Source organism: Pseudomonas sp. GD04091, from assembly GCF_029836165.1.
Taxonomy (GTDB): domain Bacteria; phylum Pseudomonadota; class Gammaproteobacteria; order Pseudomonadales; family Pseudomonadaceae; genus Aquipseudomonas.
In genome coordinates, this window is the sequence record NZ_JAOEBG010000012.1 from 45,059 (window position 1) to 61,040 (window position 15,982).

General features: G+C 63.7%; 14 protein-coding genes. 3 read left to right on the forward strand and 11 right to left on the reverse strand.

What is annotated here, in order from left to right:
* Positions 1 to 23 precede the first annotated feature (23 nt).
* Positions 24 to 1,010 carry a dipeptidase gene (locus N7422_RS15895; RefSeq protein ID WP_279807401.1) on the reverse strand — a complete coding sequence of 329 codons (987 nt, stop codon included), beginning with the start codon at positions 1,008 to 1,010 and terminating at the stop codon, positions 24 to 26.
* A gap of 13 nt (positions 1,011 to 1,023) precedes the next feature.
* Positions 1,024 to 2,466: an aldehyde dehydrogenase family protein gene (locus N7422_RS15900; RefSeq protein WP_279807402.1), complete on the reverse strand. Its 1,443-nt coding sequence runs from the start codon at positions 2,464 to 2,466 to the stop codon at positions 1,024 to 1,026.
* A gap of 94 nt (positions 2,467 to 2,560) precedes the next feature.
* Between N7422_RS15900 and N7422_RS15905 the strand changes: the two genes are divergently transcribed.
* On the forward strand, positions 2,561 to 3,463 hold the full coding sequence (locus tag N7422_RS15905) for a LysR family transcriptional regulator (protein WP_279807403.1): 903 nt from the start codon (positions 2,561 to 2,563) through the stop codon (positions 3,461 to 3,463).
* A gap of 259 nt (positions 3,464 to 3,722) precedes the next feature.
* Here N7422_RS15905 and N7422_RS15910 read toward each other — a convergent pair whose 3' ends face one another.
* The 5 genes from N7422_RS15910 to N7422_RS15930 form a co-directional block, all read right to left on the reverse strand.
* Positions 3,723 to 4,949: an MFS transporter gene (locus N7422_RS15910; RefSeq protein WP_279807404.1), complete on the reverse strand. Its 1,227-nt coding sequence runs from the start codon at positions 4,947 to 4,949 to the stop codon at positions 3,723 to 3,725.
* A gap of 209 nt (positions 4,950 to 5,158) precedes the next feature.
* A complete protein-coding gene (locus N7422_RS15915) occupies positions 5,159 to 5,668 on the reverse strand; it encodes a flavin reductase family protein (protein WP_279807405.1) in 510 nt (169 codons plus the stop codon).
* A gap of 117 nt (positions 5,669 to 5,785) precedes the next feature.
* A complete protein-coding gene (locus N7422_RS15920) occupies positions 5,786 to 6,820 on the reverse strand; it encodes a methionine synthase (RefSeq protein WP_279807406.1) in 1,035 nt (344 codons plus the stop codon).
* A 26-nt stretch (positions 6,821 to 6,846) separates the two neighbouring features.
* Positions 6,847 to 7,830 (reverse strand): DUF1852 domain-containing protein, encoded by a 984-nt coding sequence (locus N7422_RS15925; RefSeq protein ID WP_279807407.1) that lies wholly within the window; start codon positions 7,828 to 7,830, stop codon positions 6,847 to 6,849.
* Positions 7,831 to 7,987: 157 nt separating this feature from the next.
* Complete coding sequence (locus N7422_RS15930) at positions 7,988 to 8,659, reverse strand: epoxyqueuosine reductase QueH (RefSeq protein WP_279807408.1); 672 nt, start codon at positions 8,657 to 8,659, stop codon at positions 7,988 to 7,990.
* 167 nt (positions 8,660 to 8,826) lie between these two features.
* Here N7422_RS15930 and N7422_RS15935 point away from each other — a divergent pair, with 167 nt between their 5' ends.
* Positions 8,827 to 9,756 (forward strand): LysR family transcriptional regulator, encoded by a 930-nt coding sequence (locus tag N7422_RS15935; RefSeq protein ID WP_279807409.1) that lies wholly within the window; start codon positions 8,827 to 8,829, stop codon positions 9,754 to 9,756.
* A 122-nt stretch (positions 9,757 to 9,878) separates the two neighbouring features.
* On the opposite strand, the gene N7422_RS15940 is transcribed toward N7422_RS15935, so the two are convergent.
* The 4 genes from N7422_RS15940 to N7422_RS15955 form a co-directional block, all read right to left on the reverse strand.
* Positions 9,879 to 12,362 (reverse strand): TonB-dependent siderophore receptor, encoded by a 2,484-nt coding sequence (locus N7422_RS15940; protein WP_279807410.1) that lies wholly within the window; start codon positions 12,360 to 12,362, stop codon positions 9,879 to 9,881.
* A 110-nt stretch (positions 12,363 to 12,472) separates the two neighbouring features.
* Positions 12,473 to 13,408 (reverse strand): FecR domain-containing protein, encoded by a 936-nt coding sequence (locus N7422_RS15945; protein ID WP_279807411.1) that lies wholly within the window; start codon positions 13,406 to 13,408, stop codon positions 12,473 to 12,475.
* A gap of 10 nt (positions 13,409 to 13,418) precedes the next feature.
* A complete protein-coding gene (locus N7422_RS15950; protein ID WP_279807412.1) occupies positions 13,419 to 13,919 on the reverse strand; it encodes a sigma-70 family RNA polymerase sigma factor in 501 nt (166 codons plus the stop codon).
* A 169-nt stretch (positions 13,920 to 14,088) separates the two neighbouring features.
* Complete coding sequence (locus N7422_RS15955) at positions 14,089 to 14,661, reverse strand: LuxR C-terminal-related transcriptional regulator (protein ID WP_279807413.1); 573 nt, start codon at positions 14,659 to 14,661, stop codon at positions 14,089 to 14,091.
* A gap of 140 nt (positions 14,662 to 14,801) precedes the next feature.
* Here N7422_RS15955 and N7422_RS15960 point away from each other — a divergent pair, with 140 nt between their 5' ends.
* Entirely contained in the window at positions 14,802 to 15,980 is a 1,179-nt protein-coding gene (locus tag N7422_RS15960) for an acetyl-CoA acetyltransferase (RefSeq protein WP_279807414.1), read from the forward strand.
* Positions 15,981 to 15,982 lie beyond the last annotated feature (2 nt).

The window sequence follows — 15,982 nt, forward strand, 5'->3', positions numbered from 1 at the left end:
TTCAGCCGTCCGTGCGGGGTGGGTCAGGCCTGCGCCGCGGTGGCGGTCTCCAGCAGGCGCAACCAGTTCAGTCCCATGATCCTGCGTACATCGTCTTCGGCAAAGCCCCGGGCGCGCAGGCCCCGGGCGATATTGGGGAAATCGCGGCTGTCGCGGAACCACTGCAGCGGCGCCGGCCAGTTGGCGTTGTCCTTGGAGCCTTCGCCGTAGTCCTTCTCCTTGCTCCAGCGGCCGTTGCGCATCCACTCCAGCACCGACAGCGGTTGCGCCTGGCACAGGTCGGTGCCGATACCGATATGCGCAACGCCCATCAGGTCGGCGGTGCGCGCGACCATGTCGCAGAAGCTCTCCAGGCTGCACGCCGAGGCGCCCTTGAGGTGGAACGGATAGGTGCTGAAACCGAGCAGCCCGCCGGATTCGGCGATGCCGCGCAGCACCGCGTCGGACTTGTTGCGCTTGGCGGCGTGGAAGCTCGACGGGTTGGCGTGGGAGACGATCACCGGCCGGCTGGACAGCTCGATGGCCTGCAGGGTGCTGCGCTCGGCGCTGTGGGACATGTCGATGAGCATGCCGACCCGGTTCATCTCGGCGATCACCTGGCGGCCGAAGCGGCTGATGCCGTTGTCTTCCTGCTCGTAGCACCCGCTGGCCAGCAGGCTCTGGTTGTTGTAGGTCAGCTGCATGACGAACACCCCGAGCTGGCGGAACACCTCCACCAGGGCGATGTCGTCCTCGATCGGCGAGCAGTTCTGAAAGCCGAAGAAGATCCCGACCCGGCCTTCTTGCTGCGCCGCGCGAATGTCGCCGGCGGTGCGCACCGGGCGGATCAGCTCGGGCCAGGTCTCGAAGCGCCGGTTCCACTCGCCCAGGCGCGAAAGGGTCTCGCGGGCGTTCTCGTGGTAGGCGATGGTGGCGTGTACCGCTCTCAGGCCACCGTCGCGCATCTGCTGGAAGATTTCCGGGCTCCAGTTGGAATACTGCAAGCCATCGATCATCAGTAGGTCCTGCATGGCAAGCACTCCTTCAAGGCCGCACGTAGGTGGTCTTGACCACGGTGTAGAAATCGCGGGCGTACTGCCCCTGTTCACGCGGGCCGAAGCTGGAAGCTTTGCGCCCACCGAAAGGCACGTGGTAGTCGGTGCCGGCGGTGGGCAGGTTGACCATCACGCAGCCGGTCTGGGCACGGCGCTTGAAGGCGCTGGCATGGCGTAGCGACTGCGTGACGATGCCGGCGGTGAGGCCGTACGGGGTGTCGTTCAGAGTGGCCAGGGCTTCCTCGAAATCGGCCACGCGGATCACGCAGGCTATCGGCCCGAACACTTCCTCGCGGTTGATGCGCATGTCATTGCGGCTGTCGATGAACAGCGCCGGGCGCATGTAGTAGCCGTCGCTGTCCAGTTGCAGGCGCTCGCCGCCCTCTACCAGCCTCGCGCCTTCGGCCTCGGCCAGGCGCAGGTACTCCAGGTTCTGTTCCAACTGACGGGCCTCGGCCACCGGGCCGATCTGCACGCCCGGCTCCAGCGCATGGCCGACCTTGAGCGCACGCATGCGCAGGCGCAGGGCCTCGACGAAGCGGTCGTGGATGGCGTCGCAGACGATCAGCCGCGACGACGCCGTGCACTTCTGCCCGGTGCCGAAGAAGGCGCCGTTGAGCGCGCAGTCCACGGCCAGGTCGAGGTCGGCGTCGTCCATCACCACCAGCGCGTTCTTGCTGCCCATCTCCAGCTGGCAGCGCACCAGGTTGCCTGCGGTGGCGACCGCCACCTGGCGACCGGTGGCCAGCGAGCCGGTGAAGGTCAGGGCGTCGATTTCGGCAGAGTTGACCAGGGTTTCGCCGACGCTGGCGCCGCTGCCCATGACCAGGTTGAAGGTACCGGCAGGCAGGCCCTGGCGGCTGATGATCTCGGTCAGCGCCCAGGCACTGGCCGGTACCAGGTTGGCCGGCTTGAACACCACGGCGTTGCCGAAGGCCAGGGCCGGGGCGATCTTCCAGGCGGCGGTGGCCATGGGGAAGTTCCACGGGGTGATGATGCCCACCACGCCCACCGGTTCGCGGTGCACTTCGATGTCGATGCCCGGGCGCACCGAAGCGGCGGTCTCGCCCATCTGGCGCAGCACTTCGGCGGCGTAGTAGTGGAAGAACTGGCCACTGCGGGCGACCTCGCCGATGCCCTCGGCCAGTGGCTTGCCTTCCTCGCGGGAGAGCAGCTGGCCGAGTTCGTCCTTGCGCGCGATCAGCTCGTCGCCGATAGCCATCAGCACCTGCTGGCGCGCTTCGAGCCCGGTGAGCGCCCACCGCGGCTGTGCGGCGCGGGCGGCCTGGATGGCCTGGCGGGTCTGCTCGGCACTGGCCTGGTGGTAATCGCCGATCACATCCAGGGTGTCCGAGGGGCTGTGGTTGGCCAGGGTGGCGTGGCCTTCGCACCACTGGCCATCGATGTAGTTCTTGTAGGTATTGAGTGACATGGATGAAGCCTCCGATTGCCTGGCTGTCATCTTGCGAGCAATATCGAGCAAAATAAAATTAATAAAAAATATGCTTTGATAAGGATCGCTAACCATGTTGCCCGAGCTGAAGATCGCCCAACTGCGCTACTTCGTGCTGGTCGCCGAACTTGGCAGTTTCCACGCCGCCGCCCGCCAGGCGTGCCGCACCCAACCGGCGATTTCCCTGGCGGTGCGCGAACTGGAACAGAAGCTCGATCAGGCCTTGATCGAGAAGGGCGGCGGGCGCCTGGAACTCACGCCGTTCGGTCAGCACTGCCTGCCGCTGTTCCGGGGCCTGATCGAGCATCACGACCGCATCGCCCGCGAGGCCACGTTGCTGGCCCGTCACGAGATCGGCCAAGTGAGCATCGCCACCGTGCCGTCGGTGGCCAGCCGCCTGTTGCCCGGGCCGCTGGCGCGTTTCGTCGCGCAGCATCCGAACGTGCAGGTGAGCATTCAGGACGGCACGGCCGAAAGCGTGCAGCAACTGCTGGCCCAGGGGCTGGTGGACTTCGGCATCGGCAGCCTGTGGCAGGACGATGGGCAGCTGGCGATGACGCCCATCGTCAATGATCAGGTGGGCGTGGTGTGCCGGGCCGACCATCCGCTGCTGCAGGCGGGCGGGGCGCTGCACTGGTCGCGGCTGCGCGGGCTGCCGATGATCCGCAACGGCACCTCGCGGCTGCTCGAAGGCACCGAGGCCGAAGGGTTGCTGGAAGATAGCCGGTTGTTCGTGTCCAACATGATTTCGCTGATCGCGATGCTGGAGCAGGGGGTGGGGATCAGCACCTTGCCGTATCTGGCGTTTCCCCTGGAGAACGAGAAGCTGGCGTTCTTGCCGTTGGCGGAGCCGAAGGTGGAGCGACGGATCGGCATGCTGACCCGCAAGGGGCGGAGCCTGTCGCCGGCGGCGCAGGGGTTGCTGGAGTTTCTGCAGACGGAAATGGCGTCGGCAAGTCGAGCGCCGCGCAGATAAATCGGGCAGTTGATGTGTGCGGTCCTACATAAGCGAATCTGCATTGCGAGGTGTTTCTGCTCAAGATCGTCCCCGACCCACCGTTTCCTCCCCTGTTCCTGCCCCTGTGGGAGCGGGTTTACCCGCGAGCACCGGCAAAGCCGGTGCCATCCACCGCACTGCCTGCTTCGCGGCGGTTCGGCGCCCCGATGAACCCGCTCCCACAGGGTGCCACTCAAACCAGCTTCGAACGGGCCGCCCGGTTGGTGGCATCGATGTTTCAGGAAGGTTGCGCCGCCAGACGATTACTGACGCTGCGCCCCAGCACCAGCACCGTGACGAAGCCGCAGCCCACCAGGGCCGTGGCCAGGCTGAACAGCACCGCGCTGCCCATCTGGTCGACGATCCGCCCGCCGAAGAAAGAGCCCAGGGCAATGATCACCTGGAACATCGCGACGAACAGCGGCATGCCGCGTTCCACGTCCTTGGGCGCCACGACGAACATCCAGATGCTGGCGCAGGCCGGGAAGGCGCCGAAGGCGAAGCCCCACAGCGCGATCAGCATCGCGGCGCCGGTCAGGCTGGTGGCGAACAGGGGGAACAGCGCGGTGCCCACGCCGATCATCAACGCGACCAGCAACAGGGTGTGACGCACGCTCCGGTTGGCTGCGAAACCGGCGAAGACATTGCCCAGCACCCCGGCCACGCCATACAGCAGCAGCAACGAACCAATGGTCGGCCCATCGAAGCCGGCGCTGTGTTTGAAGAAGGGCGCGACATAGGTGTACGCGGCAAAGTGCGCCAGACCGATCAGCAACACCGCGATCAGGCCGATCCGCGCTTGTGGATTGACGAACAGCGCCGGCAGGTCACTGATGCGGATGGCCTTCTCCGGGTTGAGCCGCGGCAGCAGGAGGACTTGCGCCAGCAGCACCGGCACGCCCAGCAGCGCGGTGACCAGGAAGGTCATGCGCCATCCCATCAAGCCACTGAGCCAGGTGCCAACGGGCACGCCCAGCACGGTAGCCAGGGTCACGCCGACCATGATGATCGAGGTGGCCTGGGCCACGCCCACGCCCTTGGGCGCCAGACGCCCGCTCAGGGCAATCGCCGTCGCCCAGAAACCGCCGATGCTGATGCCCAGCAATACCCGGCCGAACAGCAGCAGGCTGAAGTCGCTGGCGTAGGCCACCACCGTGTTGGCGACGATCATGATCAGCGTCAGGGCGATCAGCAGGTAGCGTCGGTCCATGGCGCCGATGCCCACCGACAGTAAGGGCGCGGCGAGGGCCGCCATGATGCCGGGCAGGGTCACCATCAGGCCGGCTTGGCCGGCGCTGATGCCCAGATCGCTGGCGACGTCGTTGAGCACGCCCACCGGGAGAAACTCGCTGGTCACCAGGGCGAAGGCGCCCACGGCGACCGAGAGAATCGCCAGCCACTGCTGCTTGACGCTCTGTTGATTATGTTCGGGGGGGCTGTGGGGGGCTTGGCTGGCGCTCGGCATGGGTCTGGGTTCCAAAGGGCGAATGTCGCCTGGGCAGGCGAGGGAGAAGGGAAAAATGGGGGGCGATTATAGGTGTCGGCTTCGACCAGCGCACAGGCGGGCTGCTCGATAGTCATCATCAGCAAGATCGATGACAGGCCCTGAGTAGAACGGCCGCTGCTGGTCCCCGCGGCCGCTGGTGAACAGTTCAGAGGGAGAAGGCTAAGGGCTTAAACCGCGCCAAGCGCGGCGAGGTTGCAATACTGTCCCTTGAAATACAGCAGCGGCTGCGTAGCCGCCGCTTCCTGCAGATTCAACGCTTTTACTTCACCAATCACGATCAGGTGATCACCTGCGGTGTGTTCGGCGTGAATTTCGCAATCAAGCCAGTGCAGGCTGCCAGCAATGATCGGGTTGCCCAGCGGTGATTCCTGCCATTCGACGCCGTGCCATTTGTCCGTGCCGCGTCGAGCGAACTGGTTGGAGATATCGACCTGCTCGTCCGACAGGATGTTGACCGCGAATCGACCTGCCTGGCGAATGTGGGGATAGCTGGCCGAACTGGACATGACGCTGAAGGACACCAGCGGCGGGCTCATCGACACGCTGTAGAACGACTGGCACGTGAAGCCAAGGGGGTCGCCATCGATGCGGGATGTAATCACCGTGATCCCGGAGGCGTAGTGCCCGAGCGCTTGGCGAAAGCGCGATGGCGCGATGGCAGTGCTAGGAAGTGACATGGTAGGTCCTGGGTATTGGGTGCCGCTCGAAAGTGCCAAGGCGGGCCTGAAACCGTCCGGTGCCGCTTTGAAAGCGGCACCGTCTTCAAACTGCCGCGTACCACGTTCGCCGTTGGCTCAGCAGCGGTTCGAGAGCTCGCTGCGGATGATCTGCGCGCCTGCGCTCAACGCATTCAACTTGCCGCTCGCTACTTTACGAGGCAAGGGCGCCATGCCGCAGTTGGTGCAAGGATAGAGCTTGTCGGCCTCGACAAACTGAAGTGCCTTGCGCAGGGTGGCGGCGACTTCCTCCGGTGTTTCGATGGTATGGGACGCCACATCAATGGCGCCCACCATCACTTTCTTGCCTCGGATGAGTTCAATGAGCTCCATGGGCACATGCGAGTTGTGGCATTCCAGCGAGACGATATCGATACTGGACTTCTGCAGCTTGGGGAAGGCCTCTTCATATTGCCGCCACTCTGATCCCAGCGTCTTTTTCCAATCGGTGTTGGCCTTGATGCCGTAGCCGTAGCAAATATGCACAGCGGTTTCACACTTGAGCCCTTCGATGGCCCGCTCCAATGTGGCCACCCCCCAGTCATTCACCTCGTCAAAGAAGACATTGAAGGCGGGCTCGTCAAACTGGATGATGTCGACGCCGGCGGCTTCCAGCTCCCTGGCTTCCTGGTTGAGAATCTTGGCAAATTCCCAGGCCAGCTTTTCACGGCTTTTATAGTGGCTGTCGTAGAGCGTATCAATCATCGTCATGGGGCCAGGCAGTGCCCATTTGATCGGTTGTCTGGTCTGCTGACGCAAGAACTTGGCGTCCTCGACGAAAACCGGCTTTTGACGAGCCACGGCACCCACGACCGTCGGCACGCTGGCATCGTAGCGATCACGGATTCTGACCGTCTCGCGTTTCTCGAAATCAACGCCGCTGAGGTGCTCGATAAAGGTCGTGACAAAGTGTTGGCGCGTCTGCTCACCATCGCTGACGATGTCGATGCCGGCTTGCTGTTGCTCGTGCAATGCCAGGCGCAAGGCATCTTGCTTGCCCTCGATCAATGCCTCTTCCTGCAGTTTCCACGGCGACCAGATTGTCTCGGGTTGCGCAAGCCAAGAGGGTTTGGGCAAGCTGCCGGCAGTTGAAGTGGGTAGCAGTTTTTTCATGGTGAATGACCTTGTACTGGCGTGAGTCAGAGCGCGTAGTGGGCGGACCACTGCTGAAGAACAGCGTGGTAGGGCTTGATGAAGTGCTCCTCGGCAAACTTCCCCTGTTCGATGGCCAGGCGGCTGCGTTCTTCTCGATCATAAACAATACGAGTCAACGAATAGTCCTGGTGCTGCAAGCTGGGTTGATAGGATTGACCGGCTGCGGAATTCGCATTGTATATCTCGGGCCGGTAGATCTTTTGGAAGGTGTCCATCGTGCTGATGGTGCTGATAAGTTCGAGGTTGGTGTAATCACCAAGCAAGTCGCCGACATGATAAAAGGCCAAGGGCGCGGCGCTGTTGGCAGGCATGAAGTAACGTACCTTCAAGCCCATTTTCTTGAAGTACTCATCGGTCAGCGAGTATCCGTCCTGCTGGTACTCGACACCCAGTACAGGGTGCTGGTTTTCAGTGCGATGGTAGGTCTTGCTGCTCGAAACGCTCAGGCATATGACCGGCGGCTTGTTGAAGTGATCCTGGTAGGCGCTCGAGTTTATGAAACACTTGAATAGTTTTCCATGCAGGTCGCCGAAACCTTCGGGCGTACTGAATGTCGACTGGTCCTTGTTGTGGCCCAGCAACAGCACGCTGAAGTCGTAGTCGCGCACGTAGGATGAAAAATTGTTCCCGACAATGCCGTCGATGCGCGTATTGGTTTTTCGATCGACAACCGTCGTTTTCAAGATTTCAATCAAGGGGAGTGCCGGGTCGTTCGCTGCGGTATCGAGATTCATCTCGACGGAAATGATCTCGAGCTCCACCGTGTAGCGATCGCCTTCTGGGTTGTCCCAATGCGCCAGGGAATTGAAACGGTTGTCAATCATCTGCAAGGTGTTGCGCAAATTCTCCTGGCGACGTTGACCCCGCGCCAGGTTGGCGAAGTTCGTTGTGATACGTGTATTGTCCGACGGGCGATAGCTTTCATCGAAACAGATACGCTTGATGGCGAAGGTGAACGCGTTATTCATGTTGGCCTGACCTGCTCTGTGATTTTTCGTGCGCCCTGATGTTTCTCGCTGATGTTCGGCGGATCAGGCTTTTGCGCACGCTGGGTCTGATAAGTGTTTTGCGCAGCCCCACGGCATGAGGGCCAATGGAGATGTTCCACACCGATGTTGCCAACGCTCAGTGGCTGCCTTGCTCATCTTCTTCATCGCCGTAGTACTTCACGCCAATGCGGATGATGTCCCTGCCTTGAGCCTTGCGGTGGTGATTGGTATCTCGCAGCGAGTAGATGCAACCGCAGTATTCCTGCTGATAGAAATGCTCACGCTTGCTGATCTCTACCATGCGGGCGGCCCCACCCCCCTTGCGCCAGTTGTAATCCCAGTAGCTGATTCCGGGGTACCTGGCCGCCGAGCGATGACCACAGCCGTTGATCTGCTGCATGTCCTTCCAGCGTGATATACCCAGCGAGCTGCTGATCACCGGGAAGCCATGTTCATGGGCGTACAGGGCGGTGCGCTCGAAGCGCATGTCGAAGCACATCGTGCAGCGCTCACCACGCTCTGGCAGGTGTTCCATGCCTTTGGCACGGACGAACCAGTTGTCGGTGTCATAGTCGGCATCGACGAACGGCACGTTGTGCTGTTCGGCGAAGCGGATGTTCTCTTCCTTGCGCAGCAGGTACTCACGCTCGGGGTGGATGTTGGGGTTGTAGAAGAAGAGGGTGTAGTCGATGCCGGAAGCGGTGATGGCCTCCATCACCTCACCGGAGCACGGCGCACAGCAGGAGTGCAGCAGCAGGCGATCAGCGCCACCCGGCAGGGTCAGCCTTGGTCGAACGACGATGCTCACGGTCATTCCCCGCAAAGGCGGTCGGGACCGCTGCGCGAAAAGCGGAGGTTGTGTGCCAGTGTCACGATGCCCTGTCTCGCTAACGGAAAATTCAATGAGGGGGATTGTCAGGATCTGGTCGTCATGAGACAAACTCATTTTTTTTGCATTCAAATGTAGTTTTTCTCATGATCGACTTGAGGCACCTGCGCACCATTCACGCCCTGCGCGAAACCGGCAGCCTGCACGAAGCCGCCGAGCGCCTGTACCTGACACAGTCGGCGCTGTCGCATCAGTTCCGGGAGCTGGAGGATCGCATCGGCATGCCGCTGTTCGTGCGCAAGTCCAAGCCGGTGCGCTTCACCAGTGCCGGGCTCAAGCTGCTGCAGCTGGCCGAGCAGGTGCTGCCGCTGATGCGCGCGACCGAGCGCGACCTGGGCAAGCTGGCGGTCGGCACGGCCGGGCGGCTGCATATCGCGATCGAGTGCCACAGCTGCTACCAGTGGCTGATGCCGTCGGTGGACGAATTCCGCGGCGCCTGGCCGGAGGTTGAACTGGACCTGGCGTCGGGGTTTGCATTCGCTCCACTGCCGGCGCTGGAGCGCGGGGACCTCGACCTGGTGGTGACGTCAGACCCGGTGAAGTTGCCGGGGATCACCTACGTGCCACTGTTCGGTTACGAGGCATTGCTGGCCATCGATAACCATCACGTCTTGCGCGAAAGGCCCTACCTCGAGCCCACTGACATCGCCACCCAGACCCTCATCACTTATCCGATCGAGCGAAACCGACTGGATATCTTCACCCGCTTCCTCGACCCGGCCGACATCGAGCCGGCCCAGGTACGCACCTCGGAACTGACGATCATGATGATGCAGCTGGTGGCCAGCGGCCGTGGTGTGTGCTGCCTGCCGAACTGGGCCGTGCACGAGTACAGCTCGCGTGGCTACGTGACCGCCAAGCGGCTGGGGGAGAAAGGGCTGCAGGCCAAGCTTTACGCGGCTATCCGCAGCGACATGCTCGAAGTGCCGTATGTGAGCGATTTCCTGCTCACCGCAAAGGACATGTCCTTTGCGACGTTGGAGGGGGTCAATGCTGTTTCAGGCGTCGCGGTCTGAAAGCGGGGCCCCGTCGCGACCGTGGTTTGGTCGCGACGGATGGGCAGGGCGGTGCAGCGTTGCCGCGCCCGCACGGCCCGTCCCGCCGATACCAGGCGCAGCGCGCGGCAAGTCCGCGTTCGTCAGAAACTGCCCTTGAGGGTCAGCATGAAGTTGCGCGGTTCTCCATAGAAGTTGCCCCAGCCTGTTGCGCCTATGGTGCTGTAGTAGCGCTTGTCCAGCAGGTTGTTGCCGTTCAGCGCCAGGCTCCAGTGCTCGTCGAGGCGGTACTGCACGCGGCCGCTCCACAGGGTGTAGCCTGCTTGCTCGATGCTCAGGTTGCCCTGGCGGCGGAAGTTGTCGCTCTGGCTGGAAACCCCGGCGCCCACGGCCCAGCGTTCGAGCGCACCGGCGAGCTGGTAGTCGCCCCAGACCTTGAGCATGTGCCGCGGGATGAAGCTGGAGGTGAAGTTGAGCTCGGTGGGGTCGGTCTGGTTGATGGTGCTCAGGTACTTGGTCTGGGTATAGGTGTAGCCCGCCAGCAGTTGCAAGCGCTCGATGGGCGCGCCGCTGACTTCGGCCTCGAAGCCCTGGGCGCGCACCTTGCCGCTGTCGGTGTAGCAGTACTGGTCACCCGAGCCCAGGCAGGTGTTGGCGAAGTCGGTTTCCGCACGGTGCTCCTCGATCGTACGGAACAGGTTGAAGGCGGTGTTGAGGGCGCCGCCGAACAGTTCGCCTTTGATGCCCAGCTCGTAGTTGGCGCCGGTCTTGGGCTGCAAGGCCTGGCCCTGGGCATTCACCAGGTTGCTCTGCGGCTGGAAGATGTCGGCGTAGCTGGCGTAGGCAGTCCACTCGTCGTCGAGGTCGTAGAGCACGGCGGCGAACGGCGTGACCTGGCCGTTTTCCTGACTGCGGTTGTGGACCCAGTAATCCCAGGCCTGGGTATAGGAATCGCTCTGGTTGCGGTACCAACTGACCCGGGTGCCGAGCACCAGAGTCAGCGGCTCGGCCAGCTTCAGGCGCAGGGTGGCGTAGGTGCCGTATTGCGTGGTGGTGGAGTCGGTGGGCTCGCTGCCGCCACGGCTGGGATTGGCCAGGAACTCGTCCTTGGACGGGTGCGGGAAGGCCGGTGACGGGTCGAAGGGGTTCTGTGTGCCGCCGAGCGGCATCAGCGCGAAGTAATCGTGGGTCTTCTGCCGGCTGGCGTTGGCGCCGACGATCAGTTCGTGCACGAGGCCGAACGCCTCGAACTTGCCGTCGACGTAGCTATCGAAGCCGTAGTCGTCCTGGTCATAGTCGAACCGGCCGACATGACGACGGACACCAGCGCTGGTTGTGCCGACCGGCACCGCGCCCTCGGCGTAGCCGTACTCGATGTTCTGGTTGTTGTGGGTGTAGACCGAGGCGAAGTTCAGGGTCCAGTCGTCGTTGAAACGATGCTTGAGATCAGCGAAGCCTGTGATGCGCTGGCTTTGCAGGTCGTTCCAGCGGGCCCCCAGGCAGGTGGAACGCGACAGCTTGAGGTCGCTGCCGTCCGCGTAGCGGGGCAGCCCGGTGTAGCAGGGCGAGGCGTCGATGTCTTCATAGGCCAGGCCGACGCCCAGGCTGGTGTCGGGTGTCATATCCCAGTCGATGGCGCCATACAGCACCTGGTCCTGGCGCTTGGCGTTGTCGTAGAAGTACTGGCGGTCCTGCAGGGTCGCCACGGCGCGGCCGCGCACGGTGCCCGATTCGTTCAGCGGACCGCCCACGTCCACCTGGCCACGGTAGTTGTCCCAGGTACCGGCGGACAGGGTGAGCGTGGTCTGGGCCTTCTCCTGACCGCGCTTGCGCACGAAATTCACGCCACCGGCGGAGGATCCTGACCCCTTCATCATGCCGGCAGCGCCCTTGAGGATCTCGACGCGATCGTAGAACGCCATGTCGCTGGAGAAGCTGTTGGCCTGCACATAGTTGCCGCCCACGTCCAGCGGCACGCCGTCGTACTGGTACTGGCCGTCGAGGTTGAAGCCGCGGGAATAGAAATACTTGCCGCCCATGGGCGAGTCGTAGACGGTGATGCCGGGCGTCTTGTCGAGCACCTGTTCCAGGGTGTTGAGGTTCTGGTCGTCGAGCATCTTGCGGGTCATGACGGTGACCGCCTGCGGCGTCTCCTTGAGCGTATGCACGCCTTTGCCGATGGTCACCGCGCGCGCGGCGTAGGACTGGGTGCCCTCGCTGGTGGCGTCGAGGCTGTTGGCGTCGATCTTCAACGGACCCAGCTCCATCGCCGAGCCATTGTCGGCCGGCACCAGCACATAGCCGCCGTTGCCCTGGCGCTGGGCTCGCAGCCCGCTGCCGCCGAGCAGACGCAGCAGCCCTTCCTCGACGCCGTAGCTGCCGTCGAGCCCCGGTGTGACGAGATGGCGGGTCTGTTCGGTGTCGAACGAGATCGTCACCCCCGCTTGCACGCCAAACTGGGTGATCGCGTTGCCCAAGGGGCCTGCGCCGATGTGGTAGGTGGTCTGGCCGTGGGCGAAGGCCTCGGCCGGCACGATCATCGCGCAAGGCACGGTGGCGAGGGACATGCCGAAGGCGACCAGGCGGATGGCCTGGCGGAGTCTGGCGGTGGGGTGAAGAACGGGCATCGGGTGATCCTTGCGTGTCATGGCGGAAAGTCGCTGTCGTCGCGGCTTGTGTCATGGACGGACGAGAATCGAAATCAGCAAGATTGCAGGTGAATTTTTTCGCCCGAGGCTCAGGCGGGTTCCACGCTCACCCAGTAGCGGCTCAGGTACCGCACCTTCACGGGCAGGGATTTGGGCAGGTTCGCCAGCGCGATATCGGTGTCGTCGATGCGGAACGAGCCGGAAATGCTCATGCCCCGTATGGCGGGTGCGCAGCGCAGCACGCCGGCGCGATAGCGCCCCAGCTCGTCGATGAAGTCGCCCAGGCGCCAGTCGTTCACGCTCAGCATGCCCTGGACCCAGGCTGTCGAATCCGCGGGCAGGGCCTGGGCGGTGTCGAAGGTGTCGCGGTCGAAGCCTGCCTGCTGTCCGGCATCCAGGCGCAGCACTTGATCAAGGTGGCGCTGTGGACGAATCTCGACGGCTGACTGCAATACGCCAACCAGCGTCTGCTCCGGCAACTGGCGCACGCTGAACTGCGTGCCCAGCGCACGCACGCTGCCGTTGTCGGTGTGCACGATGAATGGACGCCGGGCTGGATCGCTGGCGGTCCTGACCAGGATCTCGCCACGGTACAGCTGGATCGCCCGTACCTGCGCGTCGAAGCGCACATCCAGCGCGGTGTCGACGTTCAGCTCCAGTCGCGAACCGTCAGCCAGGCGCAGTGTGCGCCGTTCGCCGGTGCCTGTGCGCTGCTGGGCGAGCAGGGCCTGGTAGGGTACCTGCTCGGCCGCCAGCCAGGTTCCACCGCCGATGGCCACGAGCATGCCCAGTACCTTCAGTACCTCGCGCCGCTGCGCCTGGGCCGCGCCAAGGCCCGACAGTGCGGCGTGCCGGGGCACCCTGGCCCATTGCTGCTGGAGCTTTTCGACTCGGGCCCAGGCCTCGGCATGCTCGGGGCTGGCTGCCAGCCACTCGCGCCAGGCCTGGGTACGAGAGGCGCTGGCGGCGCCATCGTTGAGGTGGACATACCAGGTCGCGGCGGCCTCCAGGGTCTTGATATCCAATGCCTTCCCCTCAGCTCTCGACCACCAGCAGACATCGGGTCATGGCCCGGATCAGGTGATTCTTCACCGTCGTGATCGAAACGCCGAAGCGTTCGGCAGCTGCCGCGTAGCTCAGCCCTTCGAGTTGAACGGCGAGGAAGATGTCGCGGGTTCTGTTGCCGAGCTCATCGAGCAGCGCATCGATCGACACCAGCATCTCGATGATCGACAGGCGTACCTCCGGCGACACCTCGACCGGCTCGGGACGCAGGGCCAGGGCTTGCAGGTAGGCCTGCTCGATGGAACGGCGGCGAACCTTGTCGATCAGTAGGGCGCGGGCGATGGCGCTGAGGTAGCTGCGCGGTTCGCGGATAGGCGCCTGGTTGCGGGCCGTCATGACTCGCAGGAAGGTGTCGTGGGCCAGGTCGGAAGCATCGGCGGCATTGCCCAGCCGCGCGCGCAACCAGCTTTTCAACCAGCCGTTGTTTTCGCTGTACAGCTGGTGGAGCGCCGAGCGGTCGAGCGTCGACATAGAGCGGGATCCGGAGTGTAAATGGTAATTGCTCTCATTGTCGGGGTGTGACAGGGGGAATGCAAGGTCTGGGACTCCAGCCGGCCGCCTATGAGCGCCCGCCAGTACTGCCGTGTGTGGTCGGCGAATCATGCGGGTTTGGCAAGCGTGGTTGGAGGCCGGCTCGCTTCTAACTGATGAAGATGATCTTGGACACGAGTTCCGCACTGTTCTTCGCCTGCAACTTCTTCATCAACCGCGCCCGATGCACCTCCACCGTCCGATGCGAAATCCCCAATTGCCGCGCCACTTCCTTGCACGTCAGTCCATTCACGATAAGCAGCGAAATCTCCCGCTCCCGCGCCGTCAATTGCACCGCGGGCGCAGGCTGGCGATCCAGCCGCTCGAAATGCCAGACCATCAGCTTGAACGGATCATCGAGCGTCAAGGTGAACCCATGGGCCCGCGCCCAGAACACCTCGCCATTGCGATGCTGCATGAAGCGCTCATCGGTATAGAAAGCCCCGGGCCCGGTGCGCAGCCAGTGCTCGCTGCGTTCGCCGATGCTCTGGTAATCCGCATGGGAGGGATACAGCAGCAGGGTCAGGTTGCCCCGCAACTCTTCGCGTTCGTAGCCGAACAGCCGCACGAACGCCTGGTTGCAATCGAGCATCCGACGATGGGCGGTGATCATCTGGGGGGCAGGGGACACCTGGAACGCCACGCGCTCGAGGTCCTGGAGGGGCGGTGTATCGACGGTCATCAGGCATCCTGCCTCGGTTTCATGGGCATGCGCCGTATGACTCACTACGTACACGCGTACGTAGTTGCCCCAACTAGCGTGGGATTCGGGCGCTGGCCCATTGTATGAAATACCCGCTTCAAGGACAGAAGAAAATCATCATGTTTCACGACTCCGTATCTATCGTCGCCGCTGCGCACAGTCCTTTTGGTCGCCTGGATGGCCTGAACCTCGAGGACCTGATCGTGCAGGTCACCCGCGACGCGCTCAAGGACGCCGAGATCGACGCCGCCGAGATCGACGCGCTGTTCCTCGGTCACTTCAACTCCGGCCTGGTGGCCGATGGCTTCCCAGCCTCGCTGATGCTCCAGGCCGACCCGCAACTGCGTTTCAAGCCGGCCACCCGCTGCGAGAACGCCTGCGCCTCGGGTTCGGCGGCGATCCAGGCGGGCATCCACGCGATCCGCAGCGGCGCCGCCGAGCTGGTGCTGGTGGTGGGCGCGGAGAAGATGACCGGCAACAGCACGGTCGAGGTCACCCGCGCCCTGGCCGGCGCCGGCTACCAGAATGCCATCGAGGAGGCAGGGCTGAGCTTCGCCCAGCTGTTCGGCCAGGTGGCGCAGCAGTACGCCGAACGCTACCACAGCCCGCTGGCCTCGATGGCCGCGATCGCGGTGAAGAACCATGCCAACGCCATGGCCAACCCGCTGGCACAGATGCACCGGGTGATGGACTTCGAACACTGCAACACCGTGTCCCAGGGCAACCCGCTGATCGCCGCGCCGCTGCGCCTGACCGACTGTTCGCTGATCAGCGACGGGGCGGCGGCGATCGTCCTGGCCTCGCCCCAACGGGCCCGCTCGATGCGGCGCCAGGTGGCGATCCGCGCGATGACCCAGGTGAACGATTTCCTGCCGCTGTCGCGCCGTGACGTGCTGGCCTTCGAGGGGCCGCAGCGGGCCATTCATGGCGCGCTGCGCGAGGCAGGGGTGACCCTGAACGACCTGAGCTTCGCCGAGGTCCACGACTGCTTCACCATCGCCGAGCTGCTGATCTACGAGGCCATGGGCCTGGCGCCGCGCGGCGAGGGGCACCGGGCGCTGGATGATGGCATCGTGCGCCAGGGCGGGCGGCTGCCGGTGAACCTGTCCGGCGGGCTCAAGGCCAAGGGGCACCCGGTGGGCGCCACCGGGGTGTCGATGCACGCCCTGGGCTTTGCCCAGCTGACCGGCAACCCCATCGGGCTGGGCGTGCCCGGTGCCGAATTCGGCCTGCTGTTCAACATGGGCGGCATGGCCGCGGCCAACTACGCCAGCGTGCTGCAAGCGGTCAGGGTCTGAGC

Bases quoted from the DNA above. Each gene is read 5' to 3' on its own strand.
- N7422_RS15910 (WP_279807404.1), bottom strand. From the start codon at position 4,949: ATGCCGAGCGCCAGCCAAGCCCCCCACAGCCCCCCCGAACATAATCAA.
- N7422_RS15920 (WP_279807406.1), bottom strand. From the start codon at position 6,820: ATGAAAAAACTGCTACCCACTTCAACTGCCGGCAGCTTGCCCAAACCC.
- N7422_RS15925 (WP_279807407.1), bottom strand. From the start codon at position 7,830: ATGAATAACGCGTTCACCTTCGCCATCAAGCGTATCTGTTTCGATGAA.
- N7422_RS15900 (WP_279807402.1), bottom strand. From the start codon at position 2,466: ATGTCACTCAATACCTACAAGAACTACATCGATGGCCAGTGGTGCGAA.
- N7422_RS15905 (WP_279807403.1), top strand. From the start codon at position 2,561: ATGTTGCCCGAGCTGAAGATCGCCCAACTGCGCTACTTCGTGCTGGTC.
- N7422_RS15935 (WP_279807409.1), top strand. From the start codon at position 8,827: ATGATCGACTTGAGGCACCTGCGCACCATTCACGCCCTGCGCGAAACC.
- N7422_RS15940 (WP_279807410.1), bottom strand. From the start codon at position 12,362: ATGCCCGTTCTTCACCCCACCGCCAGACTCCGCCAGGCCATCCGCCTG.
- N7422_RS15895 (WP_279807401.1), bottom strand. From the start codon at position 1,010: ATGCAGGACCTACTGATGATCGATGGCTTGCAGTATTCCAACTGGAGC.
- N7422_RS15950 (WP_279807412.1), bottom strand. From the start codon at position 13,919: ATGTCGACGCTCGACCGCTCGGCGCTCCACCAGCTGTACAGCGAAAAC.
- N7422_RS15915 (WP_279807405.1), bottom strand. From the start codon at position 5,668: ATGTCACTTCCTAGCACTGCCATCGCGCCATCGCGCTTTCGCCAAGCG.
- N7422_RS15960 (WP_279807414.1), top strand. From the start codon at position 14,802: ATGTTTCACGACTCCGTATCTATCGTCGCCGCTGCGCACAGTCCTTTT.
- N7422_RS15955 (WP_279807413.1), bottom strand. From the start codon at position 14,661: ATGACCGTCGATACACCGCCCCTCCAGGACCTCGAGCGCGTGGCGTTC.